The organism is Senegalia massiliensis (genome assembly GCF_009911265.1).
In the GTDB taxonomy this organism is placed as follows: domain Bacteria; phylum Bacillota; class Clostridia; order Tissierellales; family SIT17; genus Anaeromonas; species Anaeromonas massiliensis_A.
Map to the genome: position 1 here is coordinate 37477 of NZ_QXXA01000001.1, position 17611 is coordinate 55087.

Annotated in this window: 15 protein-coding genes, 1 riboswitch and 1 other annotated feature; of the genes, 13 read left to right on the forward strand and 2 right to left on the reverse strand. The window is 29.0% G+C overall.

Features of this window, described 5'->3' with window-relative positions:
• The first annotated feature begins 193 nt into the window (after positions 1-193).
• The 4 genes from ftcD (at position 194) to D3Z33_RS00200 (ending at position 6057) form a co-directional block, all read left to right on the forward strand.
• Entirely contained in the window at positions 194-1072 is an 879-nt protein-coding gene (gene ftcD, locus D3Z33_RS00185; RefSeq protein WP_160195787.1) for a glutamate formimidoyltransferase, read from the forward strand.
• A 134-nt stretch (positions 1073-1206) separates the two neighbouring features.
• On the forward strand, positions 1207-2511 hold the full coding sequence (locus D3Z33_RS00190) for a Na+/H+ antiporter family protein (RefSeq protein WP_160195788.1): 1305 nt from the start codon (positions 1207-1209) through the stop codon (positions 2509-2511).
• A 21-nt stretch (positions 2512-2532) separates the two neighbouring features.
• On the forward strand, positions 2533-4062 hold the full coding sequence (gene hutH, locus D3Z33_RS00195; RefSeq protein ID WP_160195789.1) for a histidine ammonia-lyase: 1530 nt from the start codon (positions 2533-2535) through the stop codon (positions 4060-4062).
• A gap of 12 nt (positions 4063-4074) precedes the next feature.
• Positions 4075-6057: a urocanate hydratase gene (locus D3Z33_RS00200; RefSeq protein WP_160195790.1), complete on the forward strand. Its 1983-nt coding sequence runs from the start codon at positions 4075-4077 to the stop codon at positions 6055-6057.
• Between the two features lie 59 nt (positions 6058-6116).
• Here the strand turns inward: D3Z33_RS00200 and D3Z33_RS00205 are convergent, their stop codons facing one another.
• Both D3Z33_RS00205 and D3Z33_RS00210 read right to left on the reverse strand, forming a co-directional pair.
• A complete protein-coding gene (locus D3Z33_RS00205; protein ID WP_201750369.1) occupies positions 6117-6458 on the reverse strand; it encodes a phage holin family protein in 342 nt (113 codons plus the stop codon).
• A gap of 120 nt (positions 6459-6578) precedes the next feature.
• Positions 6579-6974, reverse strand: coding sequence for a glutathione peroxidase (locus tag D3Z33_RS00210; RefSeq protein WP_431768821.1), 396 nt, complete (start codon positions 6972-6974; stop codon positions 6579-6581).
• Between the two features lie 187 nt (positions 6975-7161).
• Here D3Z33_RS00210 and D3Z33_RS00215 point away from each other — a divergent pair, with 187 nt between their 5' ends.
• From D3Z33_RS00215 to proB, 9 genes are all read left to right on the forward strand, one after another.
• Positions 7162-8340, forward strand: a complete 1179-nt coding sequence (locus D3Z33_RS00215; protein ID WP_160195792.1) for a MalY/PatB family protein — start codon at positions 7162-7164, stop codon at positions 8338-8340.
• Between the two features lie 183 nt (positions 8341-8523).
• On the forward strand, positions 8524-9813 hold the full coding sequence (locus D3Z33_RS00220; protein ID WP_160195793.1) for an NCS2 family permease: 1290 nt from the start codon (positions 8524-8526) through the stop codon (positions 9811-9813).
• A gap of 85 nt (positions 9814-9898) precedes the next feature.
• Positions 9899-11677 (forward strand): adenine deaminase, encoded by a 1779-nt coding sequence (gene ade / locus D3Z33_RS00225; protein ID WP_160195794.1) that lies wholly within the window; start codon positions 9899-9901, stop codon positions 11675-11677.
• A 17-nt stretch (positions 11678-11694) separates the two neighbouring features.
• Entirely contained in the window at positions 11695-12501 is an 807-nt protein-coding gene (gene proC / locus D3Z33_RS00230) for a pyrroline-5-carboxylate reductase (protein ID WP_160195795.1), read from the forward strand.
• 83 nt (positions 12502-12584) lie between these two features.
• A riboswitch (Lysine riboswitch) is annotated at positions 12585-12769 on the forward strand.
• A 112-nt stretch (positions 12770-12881) separates the two neighbouring features.
• Positions 12882-13727, forward strand: coding sequence for a transporter substrate-binding domain-containing protein (locus D3Z33_RS00235; RefSeq protein ID WP_160195796.1), 846 nt, complete (start codon positions 12882-12884; stop codon positions 13725-13727).
• Positions 13728-13751: 24 nt separating this feature from the next.
• Entirely contained in the window at positions 13752-14495 is a 744-nt protein-coding gene (locus D3Z33_RS00240) for an amino acid ABC transporter permease (protein ID WP_160195797.1), read from the forward strand.
• A gap of 14 nt (positions 14496-14509) precedes the next feature.
• Positions 14510-15238, forward strand: a complete 729-nt coding sequence (locus D3Z33_RS00245; protein WP_160195798.1) for an amino acid ABC transporter ATP-binding protein — start codon at positions 14510-14512, stop codon at positions 15236-15238.
• 48 nt (positions 15239-15286) lie between these two features.
• Positions 15287-15492, forward strand: a binding site (T-box leader).
• Between the two features lie 53 nt (positions 15493-15545).
• Positions 15546-16787, forward strand: a complete 1242-nt coding sequence (locus D3Z33_RS00250; RefSeq protein ID WP_160195799.1) for a glutamate-5-semialdehyde dehydrogenase — start codon at positions 15546-15548, stop codon at positions 16785-16787.
• Between the two features lie 10 nt (positions 16788-16797).
• The gene (proB, locus tag D3Z33_RS00255; protein ID WP_160195800.1) at positions 16798-17586 is read left to right on the forward strand and encodes a glutamate 5-kinase; all 789 of its coding nucleotides are present in this window, start codon (positions 16798-16800) and stop codon (positions 17584-17586) included.
• The last annotated feature ends 25 nt before the right edge of the window (positions 17587-17611 follow it).

A 17611-nucleotide genomic window follows, 5' to 3' on the forward strand; every position in this document is an offset into this window, starting at 1 on the left:
TGCTTATAAAACTTTATATTACTTAAAATTTTTATTTGAATCTTACATGTTCTTAAGTTTATTTAATATTAAAAAAATAATGCATATATGTTATAATGGAAATGATAGCAATTGAAAATGTTTTCATTATTAATAGGATAAAATTAGTTTTATATAATATATAAATAAATTAATTAATAAAGGAGTTGTTTAAATGAAAGTATTACTTGCAGAAGTAAATATTAGTGAAGGTACAGACTTAGAAAAAGTACAACAAGTAAAAGAAGCTTTAATGGAAAATGGGGATTTAGAACTCATTGATCAAAACTCTGATAAAGATCATAATAGAAGCGTTTTTACTTATAAAGGTGATCCTAAGGCAGTTTTAGAAGGTACAAAAAGATTATCAAAAAAAGCTCTTGAGTTAATTGATATGACTAAGCACAAAGGTAGTCATCCAAGAATGGGAGCTATAGATGTAGTACCATTTATACCTGTAAAAAATGTATCAAAACAAGAAGCAGTAGAAATTGCTAAGGAATATGGAAAATACTTAGGTAGTCTTGGAGTACCTGTATATTATTATGAAGATGCAGCGACAAGAGATAATAGAAAAAGTTTAGTTAAAATTAGAAAAGGACAATATGAAGCATTTGAAGAAAAGATGAAAGATGAAAACTGGGCTCCAGATGAAGGTCCATTCGAGTTTAATCCAAAAGCAGGTGCAACTGTTACAGGTGTAAGATTTGCCCTTATAGCTTTTAATGTAAATATAGATACAGAAGATAAAGAAGTTGCAAAGAAAGTAGTTAAAGCTATACGTGGTGCTAAAGGTGGCTATAAGCATGTAAGAGCTATAGCATTAGATATACCCGAGAAAAAACAAGTTCAAATTTCAATGAATCTTACTAATTATGAAGAAACACCTATCCATAGGGTTTATGAAACTATTAAATCAGAACTTTCTAGATATAATGTAAATGTAGTTAGCACTGAATTAGTAGGTCCAGTACCTGCATATGCTTTAAAAGAATTACTTCAATTCTATATTAAATTAAATGATGATTTTGAAGTAGAACAAATCTATATGTAATTAATATCATCACCCTTTAATAATCTTGATATATTGCTTATATTTAAGAATTGTGTTAAAATTATTTAATAATTTATTTTGATTAGTTCTTTTTGGGACTAACTATAAATAAAATATTTAAAAGGGGTGATGTAATGTTAACTAATCCAGTATTAATTTCAGTAATAGTAATGGTTATTCTTAGTTTAATAAAAGTGAATATATTAATAGCACTTATTTTAGCTGCCATAACTGGAGGATTAATTTCAGGAATGGGGTTAGGAGAAACAATGAAAATCTTAATAGAAGGTATGGGAGGAAATGCAGAAACTGCTCTATCCTATATTTTATTAGGTGCCTTAGCATTTGCTATTGGAAAAACAGGTGCAGCAGAAATATTAGCTTTAAAAATTGGTTCAGTAATAAAAAACAAAAAGGTTATATTTATTTTTTTAATAGCAGGTATTGCATGTTTATCTCAAAATTTAATACCGGTTCATATAGCCTTTATACCAATATTAATTCCGCCACTTATTACAGTGATGAATAAGCTAAAAATAGATAGAAGAGCTGTAGCATGTGCATTGACTTTTGGTCTTAAAGCACCTTATATTATGATACCAGCAGGCTTTGGTCTCATATTTCATAATATAATTAGAGATTCTTTAATAGAAAATGGTATGGATGTTGTGACAGGAATGGTTTGGAAATCAATGCTTTTACCAGGTCTTGGAATGGTAGTAGGACTATTTATAGCTATTTTAATTTCATATAGAAAACCTAGAAAATATGAAGAAACTGAAGTAATGGAACCTGATACAGATTATACAATAGATACAAATTTGAATCGTGCTCATATAGGGGCAATTGTAGGAGCTATAGCTGCATTTACAATTCAAATAATTACAGAGTCATTACCAGTAGGAGCAATTATAGGACTTGTAATAATGTTAGTTTTTGGAGGATTTAAATGGAATGATATGGATGATGTTATAACAGGTGGAATAGGTCTTATGGGATTTATAGCTTTTGTTATGTTGGTTGCTTCAGGATATGCATCTGTTATAAGAGCTACAGGAGGCGTAGATTCTCTAGTTGAAGCAAGTGTAAGTATTATGGGAGGTAGCAAACTAATATCAGCATTTTTAATGTTATTAATAGGATTAGTAATAACAATGGGTATAGGTACTTCATTTGGAACTATTCCTATATTAGCAGCTATATTTGTGCCAATTGCTATAGCTATGGGATTTAGTCCTGCAGCTACTATTGCTTTAGTAGGTACTGCTGGTGCTCTTGGAGATGCAGGATCTCCTGCTTCTGATAGTACACTTGGACCAACAGCTGGATTGAATGTAGATGGACAACATGATCATATATGGGATACCTCTGTTCCAACATTTTTACATTATAATATACCATTATTAATAATGGGTACAATTGCAGCAGTTTTATTATAAAATAATTATTGGAGGAATAAAATGACAGAAATATTAATTGATGGTCAAAATTTAGATTTAGATATGTTTATTGAAGTTGTAAGAAATAATAAAAAGATTAAATTGTCAGAACAATCTATAAAAAATATAAATAATTCAAGGGCTCTAGTAGATAGATATGTTGATGAAGAAAAAGTTGTATATGGTATAACTACAGGGTTTGGGAAATTTAGTGATGTAATTATATCAAAACAAGATACAAAAAAACTACAAAAAAACTTAATTATAAGTCATTCTTGTGGTGTTGGAGAACATTTTAGTGAAGAAGTTGTAAGAGGTATAATGTTACTTAGAATTAATGCCCTTTCTAAAGGGTACTCAGGTATTCGATTATCAACTGTAAATACTTTAGTAGAAATGTTAAATAAAGGAGTTCACCCTGTGATACCTGAGCAAGGTTCACTTGGTGCAAGTGGTGACTTAGCTCCTTTGGCTCATATGGTTCTTGTAATGTTTGGAGAAGGTAAGGCCATATATGAAGGTGAAGAATTACCTGGGAAATTAGCTATGGAAAAAGCAGGTATTAAAACTATAGATTTGACTTCAAAAGAAGGGCTTGCGCTTATTAATGGAACTCAAGTTATGACTTCAGTAGGTGCTTTAACAATATATGATGCTTTAAGTTTAAGTAAATTAGCAGATATTTCTGCTGCTTTAACAAATGAAGCTTTAAATGGGATAACAGATGCATATGATGAAAAAATACACAAAGCTAGAAATCATATTGGACAAATAAATACAGGGCAAAATCTATTAGATATATTAAATGATAGTAAAATGACTACTAGACAAGGAGAAAAAAGAGTACAAGATGCATATTCTTTAAGATGTACTCCACAAGTACATGGAGCTAGTAAAGATTGTTTTAGTTATGCTAAAGAAAAGATAGAACTTGAGATGAATGCAGCAACTGACAATCCTTTAATATTTACTGAAGAAGAACAGGTAATATCTGGAGGTAATTTTCATGGGCAACCTATGGCAATAACATTTGATTTTCTTGGCATTGGTATAGCAGAACTTGCTAACATATCTGAAAGAAGGCTTGAAAGATTAGTAAATCCTGCACTTAGTGAAGGACTTCCAGCATTTCTAGTTAAAAAAGGTGGATTAAATTCTGGATTTATGATTGTACAATACTCTGCTGCTTCTTTAGTGTCAGAAAATAAAGTTTTAGCTCATCCTGCTAGTGTTGATTCCATTACATCTTCTGCGAATCAAGAAGATCATGTTTCTATGGGAACTATCTCAGCTAGACATGCCAGAGATATACTAAATAATTCAAGGAAAGTCATAGCTATGGAAATGCTAGCTGCTTGTCAAGCTATTGATTTAAGAGGCAATGCTGGATTAGGAGTTGGAAGTGAAATTGCTTATAATATAATTAGAGAAGAGATTCCTACTTTGACAGAAGATAGAATAATGCATGAAGATATAGAAAAAACAGAAAGAGTATTAAAAAGTGAAAAAATAATTTCTAAAGTAGAAGAAAAAATTGGAAGAGTATTATAAGGAGGACTAAAGATGGATATTAAATTACCAAATACTTTGCCACCAAAAAAAGACTTTATTAAAGGCATACGAAGAGCACCTGTTAGAGAATTAACATTAACTCAAAATGAGATTAAGATAGCACTTAAAAATGCTTTAAGATATATTCCTGAAGAATTACATGAAGAAATAGCACCTGAATTTTTAGAGGAGCTTCTTACTCGAGGAAGAATTTATGGTTATAGATATAGACCTGAAGATAAATTATATGGAAAGCCTATAGATGAATATAAAGGGAAATGTATAGAAGGAAAAGCGTTTCAAGTTATGATTGATAATAACTTGGATTTTGATGTAGCTTTATATCCTTATGAACTTGTAACATATGGTGAAACAGGTCAAGTTTTTCAAAATTGGATGCAATATAGATTAGTTAAAATGTATTTGGAAAATTTAACAGATACACAAACACTTGTTATTGCATCAGGACATCCTTTAGGAGTGTTTGAATCTTCTAAAACTAGTCCAAGAGTTATAATTACAAATTCTTTAATGATAGGGATGTTTGATGATCAAAAAAATTGGATAAAAGCTCAAGCAATGGGAGTAGCTAATTATGGTCAAATGACAGCAGGAGGATGGATGTATATTGGTCCTCAAGGCATCGTTCATGGTACTTATAATACTATACTCAATGCAGGAAGAATGAAATTGAATGTTGCTGATGATGGTGATTTAAGAGGATATTTATTTGTTTCTTCTGGTCTTGGAGGTATGAGTGGAGCTCAAGGGAAAGCTGCAAAAATTGCAAATGCAGTCTCTATAATAGCAGAAGTAGATAAATCAAGAATAGAAACTAGACTTGAACAAGGTTGGATAGATGAATCATATGAAGATTTAAAATCATTATTTGAAAAAGTAGAAAAATCATTACAAAATAAAGAATCTATTGCTTATGCATATCATGGTAATATAATTGATTTATTAGAGTATACAGTAGAAAATAACATAAATATTCATTTGCTTTCAGACCAAACTTCATGTCATGCTCCTTATGATGGAGGGTATTGTCCACAAGGATTAACTTTTGACGAGAGAACTGAACTTTTAGATAAGGATAAAGAAAAATTTATTGAACTAGTGGATGAATCTTTAAGACATCATTTCAGATTAATACAAGAATTAAGTAATAGAGGAACATATTTCTTTGACTATGGTAATAGCTTTATGAAAGCTATTTATGATGCGGGTGAAAAAACTATTGCTAAAAATGGTGTTGATGAATCAGAAGGGTTTATATTCCCATCTTATGTAGAAGATATTATGGGACCTATGTTATTCGATTATGGATATGGACCATTTAGATGGGTGTGCTTAAGTAGAAATCATGAAGATTTAATAAAAACTGATAAAGCTGCAATGGATATAATAGATCCTGATAGAAGAGGTCAAGATAGAGATAATTATATTTGGATAAGAGATGCAGAAAAAAATGGTTTAGTTGTAGGAACTGAAGCTAGAATATTATATCAAGATGCCATAGGAAGACGTGATATAGCATTAAGATTTAATGAAATGGTAAGAAAAGGTGAGATAGGTCCTGTAATGCTTGGTCGTGATCATCATGATACAGGAGGAACTGATTCTCCTTTTAGAGAAACAGCAAATATTAAAGATGGTAGCAATATCATGGCTGATATGGCAACACATTGTTTTGCGGGAAATGCTGCTAGAGGAATGAGTCTTATAGCTCTTCATAATGGAGGAGGAGTAGGCATAGGTAAGTCCATAAATGGTGGATTTGGTATGGTTTTAGATGGTAGTGAAAGGGTTGATGAAATATTAAGAACTTCTATTCCGTGGGATGTAATGGGAGGAGTTGCAAGAAGAAACTGGGCTAGGAATGAAAATTCTATAGAAACTTGTAAAGAATATAATGAAAAGTTCTCTGGTAGTAATCATATAACTATACCTAATTTAGCAGATGATAAATTAATAGATAAATTAGTAAAATAACAAATTAAAATATTATATAAAAATTGGAATGATATATATCATTCCAATTTTTATTATATTTACATTACTTTTTTATCTTCAGGAATAAACACATCTACTACTCCAAGTATGAGAGCACCGATAAGAGCACCTAATAATGTTACTGTGAAACCATCTACAATCATGCCAGTTATATACAATATAACAGCTGCTACAATAAAACCTACAATACCTCTACCAAAAGGTGATGCATCTATATTTGTTAATTTTAATATTATCCAATCAAGTAAACCAATGACTATAGCAGCAAGTACCAGTGACCATACTCCTCCTTGGTTTGACATACCTGGAACAAAAAAAGCTGTGATTGCTATAGCTAGAGCAGCTACTATTATTTTAATAATTAATTTTCCTATACTCATAACAATTCTCCTTTCAGATTTAGATATCACATAGTATTTGAAAGTTATGGGATATAAATATTATTATTTAGTAAAAAAAGAAAATTATTCAAAGAAATTATAAATATAGATTATTTTTTATTATAATAATTCTTTTATATTCATTTCTATATCTTTAGGTTTTGTAGTAGGTGCAAATCTGTTTACAACATTACCTTTTTTATCAATTAAAAATTTAGTGAAATTCCACTTTATTTTTTTACTGCCTAGTAGTCCACCTTGCTCTTTTTTCAAATGTTTGTAAAGTGGATGTTCATTTTCGCCATTTACATCTAGTTTCTGAAATATGGGGTAAGTAATATTATAATGCGTTGGATATTTATGTTTTATTTCTTCATTTGAAAGTGGTTCTTGATTTTTAAATTGGTTACAAGGAAATGCTAGAACTACAAATCCATTATCTTTATATTTTTGATATAATTCTTCCAATTCTCCAAACTGGGTTTTAAGACCTCATTCAGATGCAGTATTTACAATTAACATAACATGATTTTTAAATCTTTCTAATTTGATTTTTTCTTTATTGATATCATTTACTTCAATATCATATATACTCATAAAATCATTCCTTTCATTGCTTTAACTTTAGTATACCCTTATAATAAAAGTATAAAACTTATAAATGGTTTTATAAAAAATTTATGAAAGGATGATAAAAATTAATATGAAATATAATTTTGATAATACAATTGATAGAAGGAATACTTATTCCAGAAAGTGGGACCCTGAAATATTAGAAGAGATGTTTGGAAGAAATGACTTATTACCATTTTGGGTAGCTGATATGGATTTTAGAGTAGCCAAACCTATAGAAGATGCAATTGTTAATAGGGCTAATCATCCTATATATGGTTATAGTAAACGACCAGAGTCATATTATGATGCAATAGTTGAATGGATAAATAAGCGTTTTGATTATAAGATAAAAAAAGAATGGATAATGTACACACCAGGTGTTGTGCCGGCTATAAATTATATTATACAAGCATTTACAGATGAAAAAGATAGTATTATGATACAAGAACCTGTATATTATCCTTTTAGACGTTCAATTGAAAATAATAATAGAAATGTAGTTAATTCTCCTCTTGAATTTGATGGTGAAAAATATAATATTAATTTTAAAGATATAGAAGAAAAAATACAAAGTGAAAATGTGAAAATATTTATACTTTGTAGTCCTCATAACCCAATAGGGAGAGTATGGACAAAAACTGAGTTAGAGAAATTAGGTAATATATGTTTGGAAAATAATGTTTTAATAGTGTCAGATGAGATTCATAATGATTTAGTATATAAAGGATATATACATACGATGCTTGCTTCTATTAATAAAGATTTTGAAATGAATTCAATAACATGTACTGCACCAAGTAAAACGTTCAACTTAGCAGGTATGGAAGCATCTAATATTATAATACCAAATAGTAGATTTAGAGAAAAATTCCAAGAAATATTAGATCTTAATAATATAGGATTTCAAAATCCGCTAAGTATAGCTGCAGTTGAGTCGGCATATAAAGAAGGAGAAGATTGGTTGGAACAACTATTGAAATATTTGCAAGGTAATATAGAGTTTATTGAAGAATATTTAAATAAAAATCTTCCCAAGGCAAAACTTATAAAACCTCAAGCCACATATTTAGCCTGGATTGATTTAAGAAAATATGAAAGTGATGGAGAAATTTTAGAAAATAAAATAATAAATAAAGGGAAAATAGCATTAAATGGTGGTACTTGGTTTGGAAAAGATGGAGAAGGATTTATGAGATTAAATTTTGCTTGTTCAAGAAGTATGTTAGAGAAAGGATTAAAAAGATTGTCAAAAGCAATAAATGAATAGTTATAATATCCTAAAAGAAATATTCGTATTAGAAAATACGAATATTTTTTTTGATATATTATAAAACTACTATTATAAAAGATTAAATCCGAACTATAAATAATTTTTTATAAAAAATGTTGACTTTTGTCGAAAAAAGTATTACAATGGGAAACGTAGAAAACGACTAAGGGGGTTTTTAATATGTTAGAAAATATATTTAAGTTGAGTGAAAGAAATACTAATATAAAAACTGAAATGACAGCTGGGGTAGCAACTTTTATGACTATGGCATATATATTAATTGTTCAGCCTAGTTTTATGCAAGCTGCAGGGATGGATGTAGGAGCAGTTACAGTAGTAACAGCGCTACTTTCTGGAGTATTTACATTGATTATGGGACTTTTTACAAATTTACCATTTGCCATGGCGCCAGCTATGGGAAGTAATGCATTTTTTGCTTTTACACTTGTAGCAGGGGGACTTGTGACTTGGCAAGAAGGAATTGGTATGGTATTTATATCAGGGGTATTATTTTTAATTCTTACAGCATTAGGTCTTCGTGAAGTAATAGTAAAATTAATTCCTAAAAATATTAAGCTTGCAATAGGAGCTGCAGTTGGCTTCTTTATTGTGTTAATTGGTTTTAATAGTGCTCATTTTATGGATCTTTCTAGTGGATCAATTAAAATGGGGAGTTTAAGTGATAAGGGTGCACTTCTGTCATTGATAGGACTTGCTATTGTAGTTATTCTTATGGCTAATAAAATAAAAGGGGGTATATTAATTGCAATAGTTGCTACAACATTAATTGGTATACCTATGGGAATAACAAATGTACCAAATACTTTAATTACATTGCCACCATCAATAGAACCTATATTTTTAAAACTTGATATTCTAGGTGCTTTAAAGTTGAGTTTTATACCGCTTATGTTTACTTTTTTTGTGGGAGACTTTTTTTCAACTCTTGGAACCCTGTTAGGAGTATCTGCTAAAGCAGACTTATTAGATGAAGATGGTAATCTTCCAGATATAAATAAACCTTTTTTAGTAGATGCAATAGCTACAGTTACTGGAGCTTTATTTGGTTCAACAGTAGTTACGACATATATAGAATCTGCTGCTGGAGTTGAAGAAGGTGGGCGTACTGGTCTTACTAGTGTTTTTACTGCAATATGTTTTTTACTTACAATATTTTTAACACCTATTGCAGGAATGATACCATCAGAAGCTACAGCACCAGCACTTATTATTATAGGATTATTAATGTTATCTGGGATAAAAGATATAGACTTTTCAGATTTTACGGAGAGTTTTCCTGCATTTGCTACAATAATATTTACTGCATATACATCTAGTATTTCTAATGGTATAAGTGTAGGTATTATATCTTATGCTTTTGTGAAATTAGTTACTTTTAGATTTAAAGATGTCCATTGGGGAATATATATATTATGTATTCCGTTAATTTACTATTTCATAATAATGTAAATATAAATATAAATAATAAGATTAGTATGGTATAATAGGGTAATTTAAATATACTATACTAATTTTTTATAAGGAGATGAATATTATGAAGATTATGCCAAAATATAAAAAGAAATTGATAGAATCAGCTTTAGGTAAAATAGAATGTGATCTAGCTATAGAAAATGCTAATATATTAAATTTATTTACAGGTGAGATATATAAAGGGGATGTTGGAATATATGATGGATTTATTTCTCATATAAGAGTAAATGCAGATGAAGTTAAAATAAAAGCTAAGGATCATTATGATGCTAAAGGAAAATATTTAATTCCAGGATTAATAGATGCTCATATACATATAGAAAGTACAATGATGACCCCAAGGAATTTTGCAGAAGCTGTTATTCCTAATGGAACTACTACTGTGATTACAGATCCTCATGAAATAGCAAATGTCTGTGGAATAGATGGTGTAAAATATATGATAGATAATAGCAAAGATGTACCGATGAATCAATTTATACTTGCTCCATCATGTGTTCCATCTGTTCCAGGAAAAGAAAATGCAGGGGCTGAATTCCAAAAAGAAGATATAGAAGAAATATTAAATCTAGATAGAGTTATAGGTTTAGGGGAAGTAATGGACTTTTTAGGTGTAATAAACAATGATAAGAGAATGGTAGATATTTTAAATTTAGTGGAAGAAAAAGATTTATTTATACAAGGTCATGCTCCTTATTTAAGTGGAAAAGATTTATCTGCATATATGTGTGCAGGTCCAACAACTGATCATGAAAGTAGGACAGCTAAAGAAGCAGTAGATAAAATGAGAGTAGGAATGTATGTAGATGCTAGAGATAGTTCAATATCTAAAAATGTAGAAGATATAGTTAATGGTGTGGGCAAATTTAGATATTTAGATTATCTTACTTTATGCACAGATGATAGAGAAGCAGAAGATATTTTAGAAAATGGACATATGAATGATGTTGTAAAGTCTGCTATAAAAGCTGGTATGAATCCAATTGATGCAATAAGAAGTGCTAGTTTAAACATAGCAAGAGAAATAAATATTAGAAATTTAGGAGCAATAGCACCTGGATATGTAGCAGATATGCTAATAGTAGATTCTCTAGAAGACATAAAGCCAGAATCTGTATTTTTTAGAGGTGAATTAGTTGCTCAAAATGGAAAAATGAAAAAAGATATAAAACAGAAAGAATTTGAAATAGAAAATATAAATACAGTGTATGCAGATAATATAGAAGAAAATGATTTTAAAATAAAAGCTCCCATAAAAGAAGGTTATGTTAAGACAAATGTAATAAAATACAGATCTCTTAAATCGTCAACTACAGATCTTGTTGTAGAAGAGTTACCTGTAAAAGAGGGGTATTTAGATATATCTCATGATCCTGATTTGAAATATGTTATAGTTATAAATAGACATAAAGGTTTTAAAACAAAAGGTTATGGAGTTGTTAGGAATTTTGGAACTAAGGAAGGTGCCATTGCATCTACAGTTTCACATGATTCTCATAATTTAACTATTTGTTATGATAATCCTAAAAATGGTCATATAGTAGCAAAAGATTTAATCGAAATTGGCGGAGGAATTAGTTGTTCTAAAAACGAAAAATTTGTAGAACATTTAAGCTTACCTATAGCTGGTCTTCTTTCTAAAAAAACGTGTAAAGAATTGGCAGAAGAAGCAGCAAAAATGAAAAGAGTTTTAAGGGGATTTGGATTAATTGACATAAAAAATCCACTCCTTAGAATAGCAACTTTAGCACTTCCAGTGATTCCAAATGCTAAAATGAGTGATTTAGGTATAATTGATGTATTAAATCAGGAAAAAGTAGATTTATTTCTAGACATATAAATAATGAGGTGTTTAATATGGATAAAATAATTGGCTTTATTGGTTGTGGAAATATGGGAAAAGCAATGGTGGGAGGAATAGCAAATTCTAGTATATTAAATTCTAAAAATATATTAGTAATTGATAATCACAAGGAAAATTTAGACTATGTAAGAAAAAAATTTGGAGTATCTATAGCTGAAAATAAAATAGAAGTAGCAAAAAAATCTGATTTTTTATTTTTAGCTGTCAAGCCAAACGCTTATAGTGATTTAATAAGTGAAATAAAAAATGCTATTAAAGAAGGCGTAGTAATTATAAATATAGCAGCAGGAAAATCAATAGAAAATATTGAAAATGATTTTGGTAAAAAGTTAAAAGTAGTTAAAGCAATGCCCAATACACCTGCATTAGTTGGAGAAGGTATGACTGCTATATCTTTTAACGATAAAATTAGTAACGATGAAAAAGAAGATATTTTAAGAATTTTTAAAAGTTTTGGAGAAGCAGAGGTTGTTGAAGAAAAGTTAATGGATGTAGTAACTGCTACAAGTGGATCTTCTCCTGCTTATATATTCATGTTAATAGAAGCTATGGCTGATAGTGCGGTGTTAAATGGTATGAAAAGAGAAAAAGCATATAAAATTGCTTCTCAAGCTATTTTGGGTTCCGCTAAAATGGTTTTAGAAACAGGAGAACATCCAGGAGAATTAAAGGATATGGTTTGTTCACCTGGTGGAACTACGATTGAAGCAGTAGCATCTCTAGAAAAAGATGGATTTAGAAATTGTATTATTAATGCTATGAATATATGTGTACAAAAATCAAAGAAAATGACTAATTGATTATTTTAAAATATTCTTGACATTTTAAAATAACCATGATACCATAAATGAAATTAAAATTTAATAAAAATCCTCATCTTACTAGGTGAGGTAGAGGCGCAATAATTATAAGTAGCTATATGGAGATCGGAAGTCTTTGAAGTATAGTAAAAGGAATTGTTGCCGAAGTTTTAGATACCAAAATCTAATGCTGGGTCCATATTTAATAGATATGGGACTGTCATTATTGCATATTAGCTCCATGCGATAATGTTGTGCTATCTCACACTGAGCTAGAAGGGAGAGGATGTCTTAGCTTTGCTATGTTTATAAAAGCATCTAACTATCCTGTTGGGTGCTTTATTTTTATACAAAAAAATAATTTTAAAGGAGAATAAAAAATGAATAGAAAAACAATTTTGATATTAATTATGATTTTATTAATAAATATAAGTTTAATAGGATGTAATAGAGAATCAGATATAGAAAGTGAAGAATCATCAAATAATAGTGATACATTTAAAGTAGGTCTTGAAGCAGGATATCCACCATTTAATTGGACACAAATAGATAGTTCTAATGGAGCAGTTAAAATAAGTGATAACTCAGAATACGCTGGTGGATATGATGTAGAAATTGCAAAGAAAATTGCAGAAGGCTTAGGTAAAGAACTAGAAATAGTTAAACTTGAATGGGATGGATTATTGCCAGCATTAACTTCAAACAAAATAGATGCAATAATAGCAGGTATGTCACCTACAAAAGAACGTATGGAAACAATTGATTTTAGTAACAATTATTATAAATCAGATTTAGTAATGATAGTAAAAAAAGGTAGCAAATATGAAGGTGCTGCATCTATTAATGACTTTAAAGGTGCAAAAGTAACGGCTCAATTAAATACTTTTCATTATAGTGTAATAGATCAAATAGATGGTGTGATTAAAGATGTAGCTATGGATAATTTCCCAGCTATGAGGGTAGCATTACAATCTGAGATGATAGATGGATATGTCTCAGAAAGACCAGAAGGGGTAAGTGCAATAGCTGCAAATGACAATTTTGCTATGGTTGAGTTTCAAGAAGGGTTTAATACTTTAGATGACGATACAGCAATTGCTGTAGGACTAAAAAAAGAAAGTGATTTAAGAGAAGAAATAAATGAAATATTAAAAGGTATTTCAGATAAAGAGCGTCAAGATATAATGAATAAAGCTATTAAGAATCAACCTACATTACAGGAATAATGACATAAATCTAAGGAGGAAAATATGAGTTTTGAATATGTATCAAAAATGATTGTTGAAAATTGGCCCATGTTTGTTAGAGGAGCAGGAGTCACTTTAGTTATAGCTTTAACAGGTACTATAATTGGATCTGTTATTGGGTTATTAATAGGTATAATACGCACTATACCTCTTTCTGATAATAGAATAAAAAATATACTTATTAAAATTATTAATAATGTTTTATCTATATATATAGAGTTTTTTAGAGGAACTCCTATGATTGTACAAGCAATGGTCATATACTATGGCTCCGCTTTAGCATTTGATATCCACATGAATAGACTATTAGCTGCTATTTTTATAGTTTCTATTAATACAGGAGCATATATGTCTGAAATAGTTAGAGGAGGAATTGTATCTATAGATAATGGACAATTTGAAGCTGCTCAAGCTTTGGGAATGAATCATTTTAAAACAATGAAAAACATTATAATACCCCAAGTAATTAAAAACATATTACCAGCAACAGGAAATGAATTTGTTATAAATATAAAAGATACATCTGTTTTAAATGTTATAGGAGTAACAGAATTATTTTTTCAAACAAAATCTATAGCAGGAAATAATTTTAGATTTTTTGAAGCTTTTTTTATAGCAAGTATAATTTATTTTGTACTTACTTTCACTGTTACTAGAATTTTAAGAAATATTGAGAAAAGAATAGATAAACCTAAAAGATATAATAGGATGAAAAATCAAATTGAAGTAGATGCTAAAGCAGCATAAGGAAGGTGATATAGTTGAACAACATAATAGAAATTAAAAATTTAAGTAAATCTTATGAAGATAATGAAGTGTTAAAAGATATAAATTTTTCTGTTAATAAAGGAGAAGTCGTATGTATTATAGGTTCATCTGGGTCAGGAAAATCTACTTTGCTTCGTTGTATTAATTTATTAGAAAATATAAATGGAGGAAAAATACTTTATAAAGGTAAAGATATATTACAAAATGATTCCCATCATTACAGAACTAAATTAGGAATGGTTTTTCAACAATTTAATTTATTTAACAATTATAATGTATTAGAAAATTGCACTATAGGACCATTAAAGGTAATAAAAAAATCACAAGATAATGCTCGTAATATTGCTTTAAAATATTTAGAGGTGGTTGGAATGGATAGCTATATTGAGTATATGCCAAAATATTTATCAGGAGGACAAAAACAAAGAGTTGCAATAGCAAGAGCTCTTTCTATGGAACCAGATGTAATTTTATTTGATGAACCAACATCTGCATTAGATCCAGAAATGGTAGGAGAAGTTTTAAAAGTTATGAGAAAATTAGCTGATACTGGCTTAACTATGCTTATAGTTACTCATGAAATGGACTTTGCACGTGAGGTTGCTGATAAAATTGTATTTATGGACAATGGTATAATTAAAGAAGAAGGTTCTCCAAAACAGATATTTAATAGTCCAAAAGAAAAAAGAACTAGAGAATTTCTAAGAAGAATTTTACATTGACAAACAAAAAAAGAAGCACTATAATATTATTAATATATTTTAATAATTATAAATACTATGATGAAGATTATTAAGAAAGTGATGCTTTAACAGAGAATGGGAAATTGCTGAGAATCCTATAAGATAACTTTTTGAACCTACTTCTGAGTATGCAGTGATTAAGCTGTTACGTTTTTAGTCGCGTTAAGATTAGTTAAGTGAGTCTTCTATGACTAACAAGGGTGGTACCGCGAGTAAAAGTCCTCGTCTCTTCTGAGATGAGGACTTTTTTATATAAAATTATTATTTTAAAGGAAGGATGATTAGCATGTCAAGTTTATTTGAAAAGAGTAAAAGTTTAAAAAATGCTTCTTATGATTTATCATTAGCAAATACAATAGATAAAAATAATGCATTACAAAAAGTTGCAGAAAGTTTAAATGAGAATAAAGATTTAATAATAAGTGAGAACAAAAAAGATATAATTATAGCTAAAAAAAATGGCATGAAAGATTCATTAATTGATAGATTATTATTAGATGAATATAGAATTGATAATATGATAAAAGGAATTCAAGAAATTATATCCCTTAAAGATCCTATATGGAAAAGTGATGAAGTTTGGACAATGGAAAATGGACTTACTATAAGCAAAATGACGGTGCCACTTGGAGCTATAGGGATAATATATGAATCTAGACCAAATGTTACAGTGGATGCTTTTTCACTTTCTATAAAAAGTGGAAACTGCATATTGTTAAGAGGTAGTTCATCATCTATAAATTCAAATATTGCTTTAGTACATGTTATTAAACAAGGTTTAAAAAATAGTAATATATCTGAAAATATAATAGAGTTGATTGATGATACAGATATAGCGTTAGTTGATGAAATGTTGAAATTAAATGAATATCTTGACTTAATTATTCCAAGAGGCGGTAAAAAGTTAATAGATTTTGTAGTAAAGAACTCAACTGTACCTACTATTGAAACAGGAGTTGGAAATTGTCATATATATGTTGATGAATCAGCTGATCAAAACAAAGCATTAGATATAATAGAAAATGCAAAAGTACAAAGGCCAGGAGTATGTAATGCTTGTGAAACTGTACTTATTCATAAAAATATAAAAAATGAATTTTTACTTAAACTAAAAAAACGACTTGAAAATAAAGTAGAGTTAAGAGGATGTGAACATGCTTTAGAGTCTATAGATATAAAAGAAGCAAATGAAAATGATTATATAGAAGAATATCTAGATTATATTTTAGCTATAAAGGTTGTTAGTGATGTAAATCAAGCTATAAATCATATAAACAAATATGGTACCAAACATTCAGAAGCAATTATAACAGAGAGTTTAAGAAATTCAAATTTATTTGTAAAAAGAGTTGATGCAGCAGCAGTATATGTAAATGCTTCAACAAGATTTACAGATGGATCACAATTTGGTTTTGGTGCAGAAATGGGAATAAGTACACAGAAAATTCATGCTAGAGGACCTGTAGGATTAAATCAATTGGTTTCAAATAAATATACAATTGTAGGAAATGGACAGATTAGAAAGTGAGATGACTTAAATGATTTCAGATATAATCAAAAGGATTAAAAAAATAGTAATTAAAATAGGTAGTAATACCTTATCCAATGAAGATGGAACTATAAATAAAGAGTTTTTAAATAAATTAACTTTTCAAGTATCTAAACTTAGAGAAATGGACAAACAAGTAATTATAGTTTCTTCAGGTGCAATAATATCAGGAGTATGTTCAATAGGTAAATGGTCAAGAAAAGAAGATATACATTATAAACAAGCATTAAGTTCCATAGGTCAAGTTGAACTTATGAATGCTTATTTAAATGCTTTTAGTAAATATGATTTGAGAATTGGACAAGTGTTACTAACTAGAGAAGATTTTTTAGATGACTATAGAACATTAAATATAAGAAATACTTTATTTACTCTTGTAGATGAAGGTATTATACCAATTGTAAATGAAAATGATACAATATGTGTAGAAGAAATAAAAATAGGTGATAATGATACATTATCAGCACTTACAACAAATTTATTTAGTGCTGATTTATTAGTATTATTAAGTGATATTGATGGAGTTTATGATAAAAGTCCTAAGGAATATAATGATGCTGTTATGATTGAAACAGTTACAAATATAGATGAATTGTTAAATAATATAACTATTGGTAAGGAAAATTACTTTGGAACAGGTGGGATTGCAACTAAAATTGAAGCTGCTAAAAAAGTAAATAAATATGGAATACCTATGATACTTGCAAACGGAAAAAAGGAAAATATATTAATAGATTTATTAGAAGGTAAAGCAAAATCAACTTTATTTTTGCCATAAAAATAAAGACTAGGAAATTCCTAGT

Excerpts from the sequence above, each read along its gene's own strand:
- ftcD (WP_160195787.1), top strand. The coding sequence starts at position 194 with ATGAAAGTATTACTTGCAGAAGTAAATATTAGTGAAGGTACAGACTTA.
- D3Z33_RS00190 (WP_160195788.1), top strand. The coding sequence starts at position 1,207 with ATGTTAACTAATCCAGTATTAATTTCAGTAATAGTAATGGTTATTCTT.
- hutH (WP_160195789.1), top strand. The coding sequence starts at position 2,533 with ATGACAGAAATATTAATTGATGGTCAAAATTTAGATTTAGATATGTTT.
- D3Z33_RS00200 (WP_160195790.1), top strand. The coding sequence starts at position 4,075 with ATGGATATTAAATTACCAAATACTTTGCCACCAAAAAAAGACTTTATT.
- D3Z33_RS00205 (WP_201750369.1), bottom strand. The coding sequence starts at position 6,458 with ATGAGTATAGGAAAATTAATTATTAAAATAATAGTAGCTGCTCTAGCT.
- D3Z33_RS00215 (WP_160195792.1), top strand. The coding sequence starts at position 7,162 with ATGAAATATAATTTTGATAATACAATTGATAGAAGGAATACTTATTCC.
- D3Z33_RS00220 (WP_160195793.1), top strand. The coding sequence starts at position 8,524 with ATGTTAGAAAATATATTTAAGTTGAGTGAAAGAAATACTAATATAAAA.
- ade (WP_160195794.1), top strand. The coding sequence starts at position 9,899 with ATGAAGATTATGCCAAAATATAAAAAGAAATTGATAGAATCAGCTTTA.
- proC (WP_160195795.1), top strand. The coding sequence starts at position 11,695 with ATGGATAAAATAATTGGCTTTATTGGTTGTGGAAATATGGGAAAAGCA.
- D3Z33_RS00235 (WP_160195796.1), top strand. The coding sequence starts at position 12,882 with ATGAATAGAAAAACAATTTTGATATTAATTATGATTTTATTAATAAAT.
- D3Z33_RS00240 (WP_160195797.1), top strand. The coding sequence starts at position 13,752 with ATGAGTTTTGAATATGTATCAAAAATGATTGTTGAAAATTGGCCCATG.
- D3Z33_RS00250 (WP_160195799.1), top strand. The coding sequence starts at position 15,546 with ATGTCAAGTTTATTTGAAAAGAGTAAAAGTTTAAAAAATGCTTCTTAT.
- proB (WP_160195800.1), top strand. The coding sequence starts at position 16,798 with ATGATTTCAGATATAATCAAAAGGATTAAAAAAATAGTAATTAAAATA.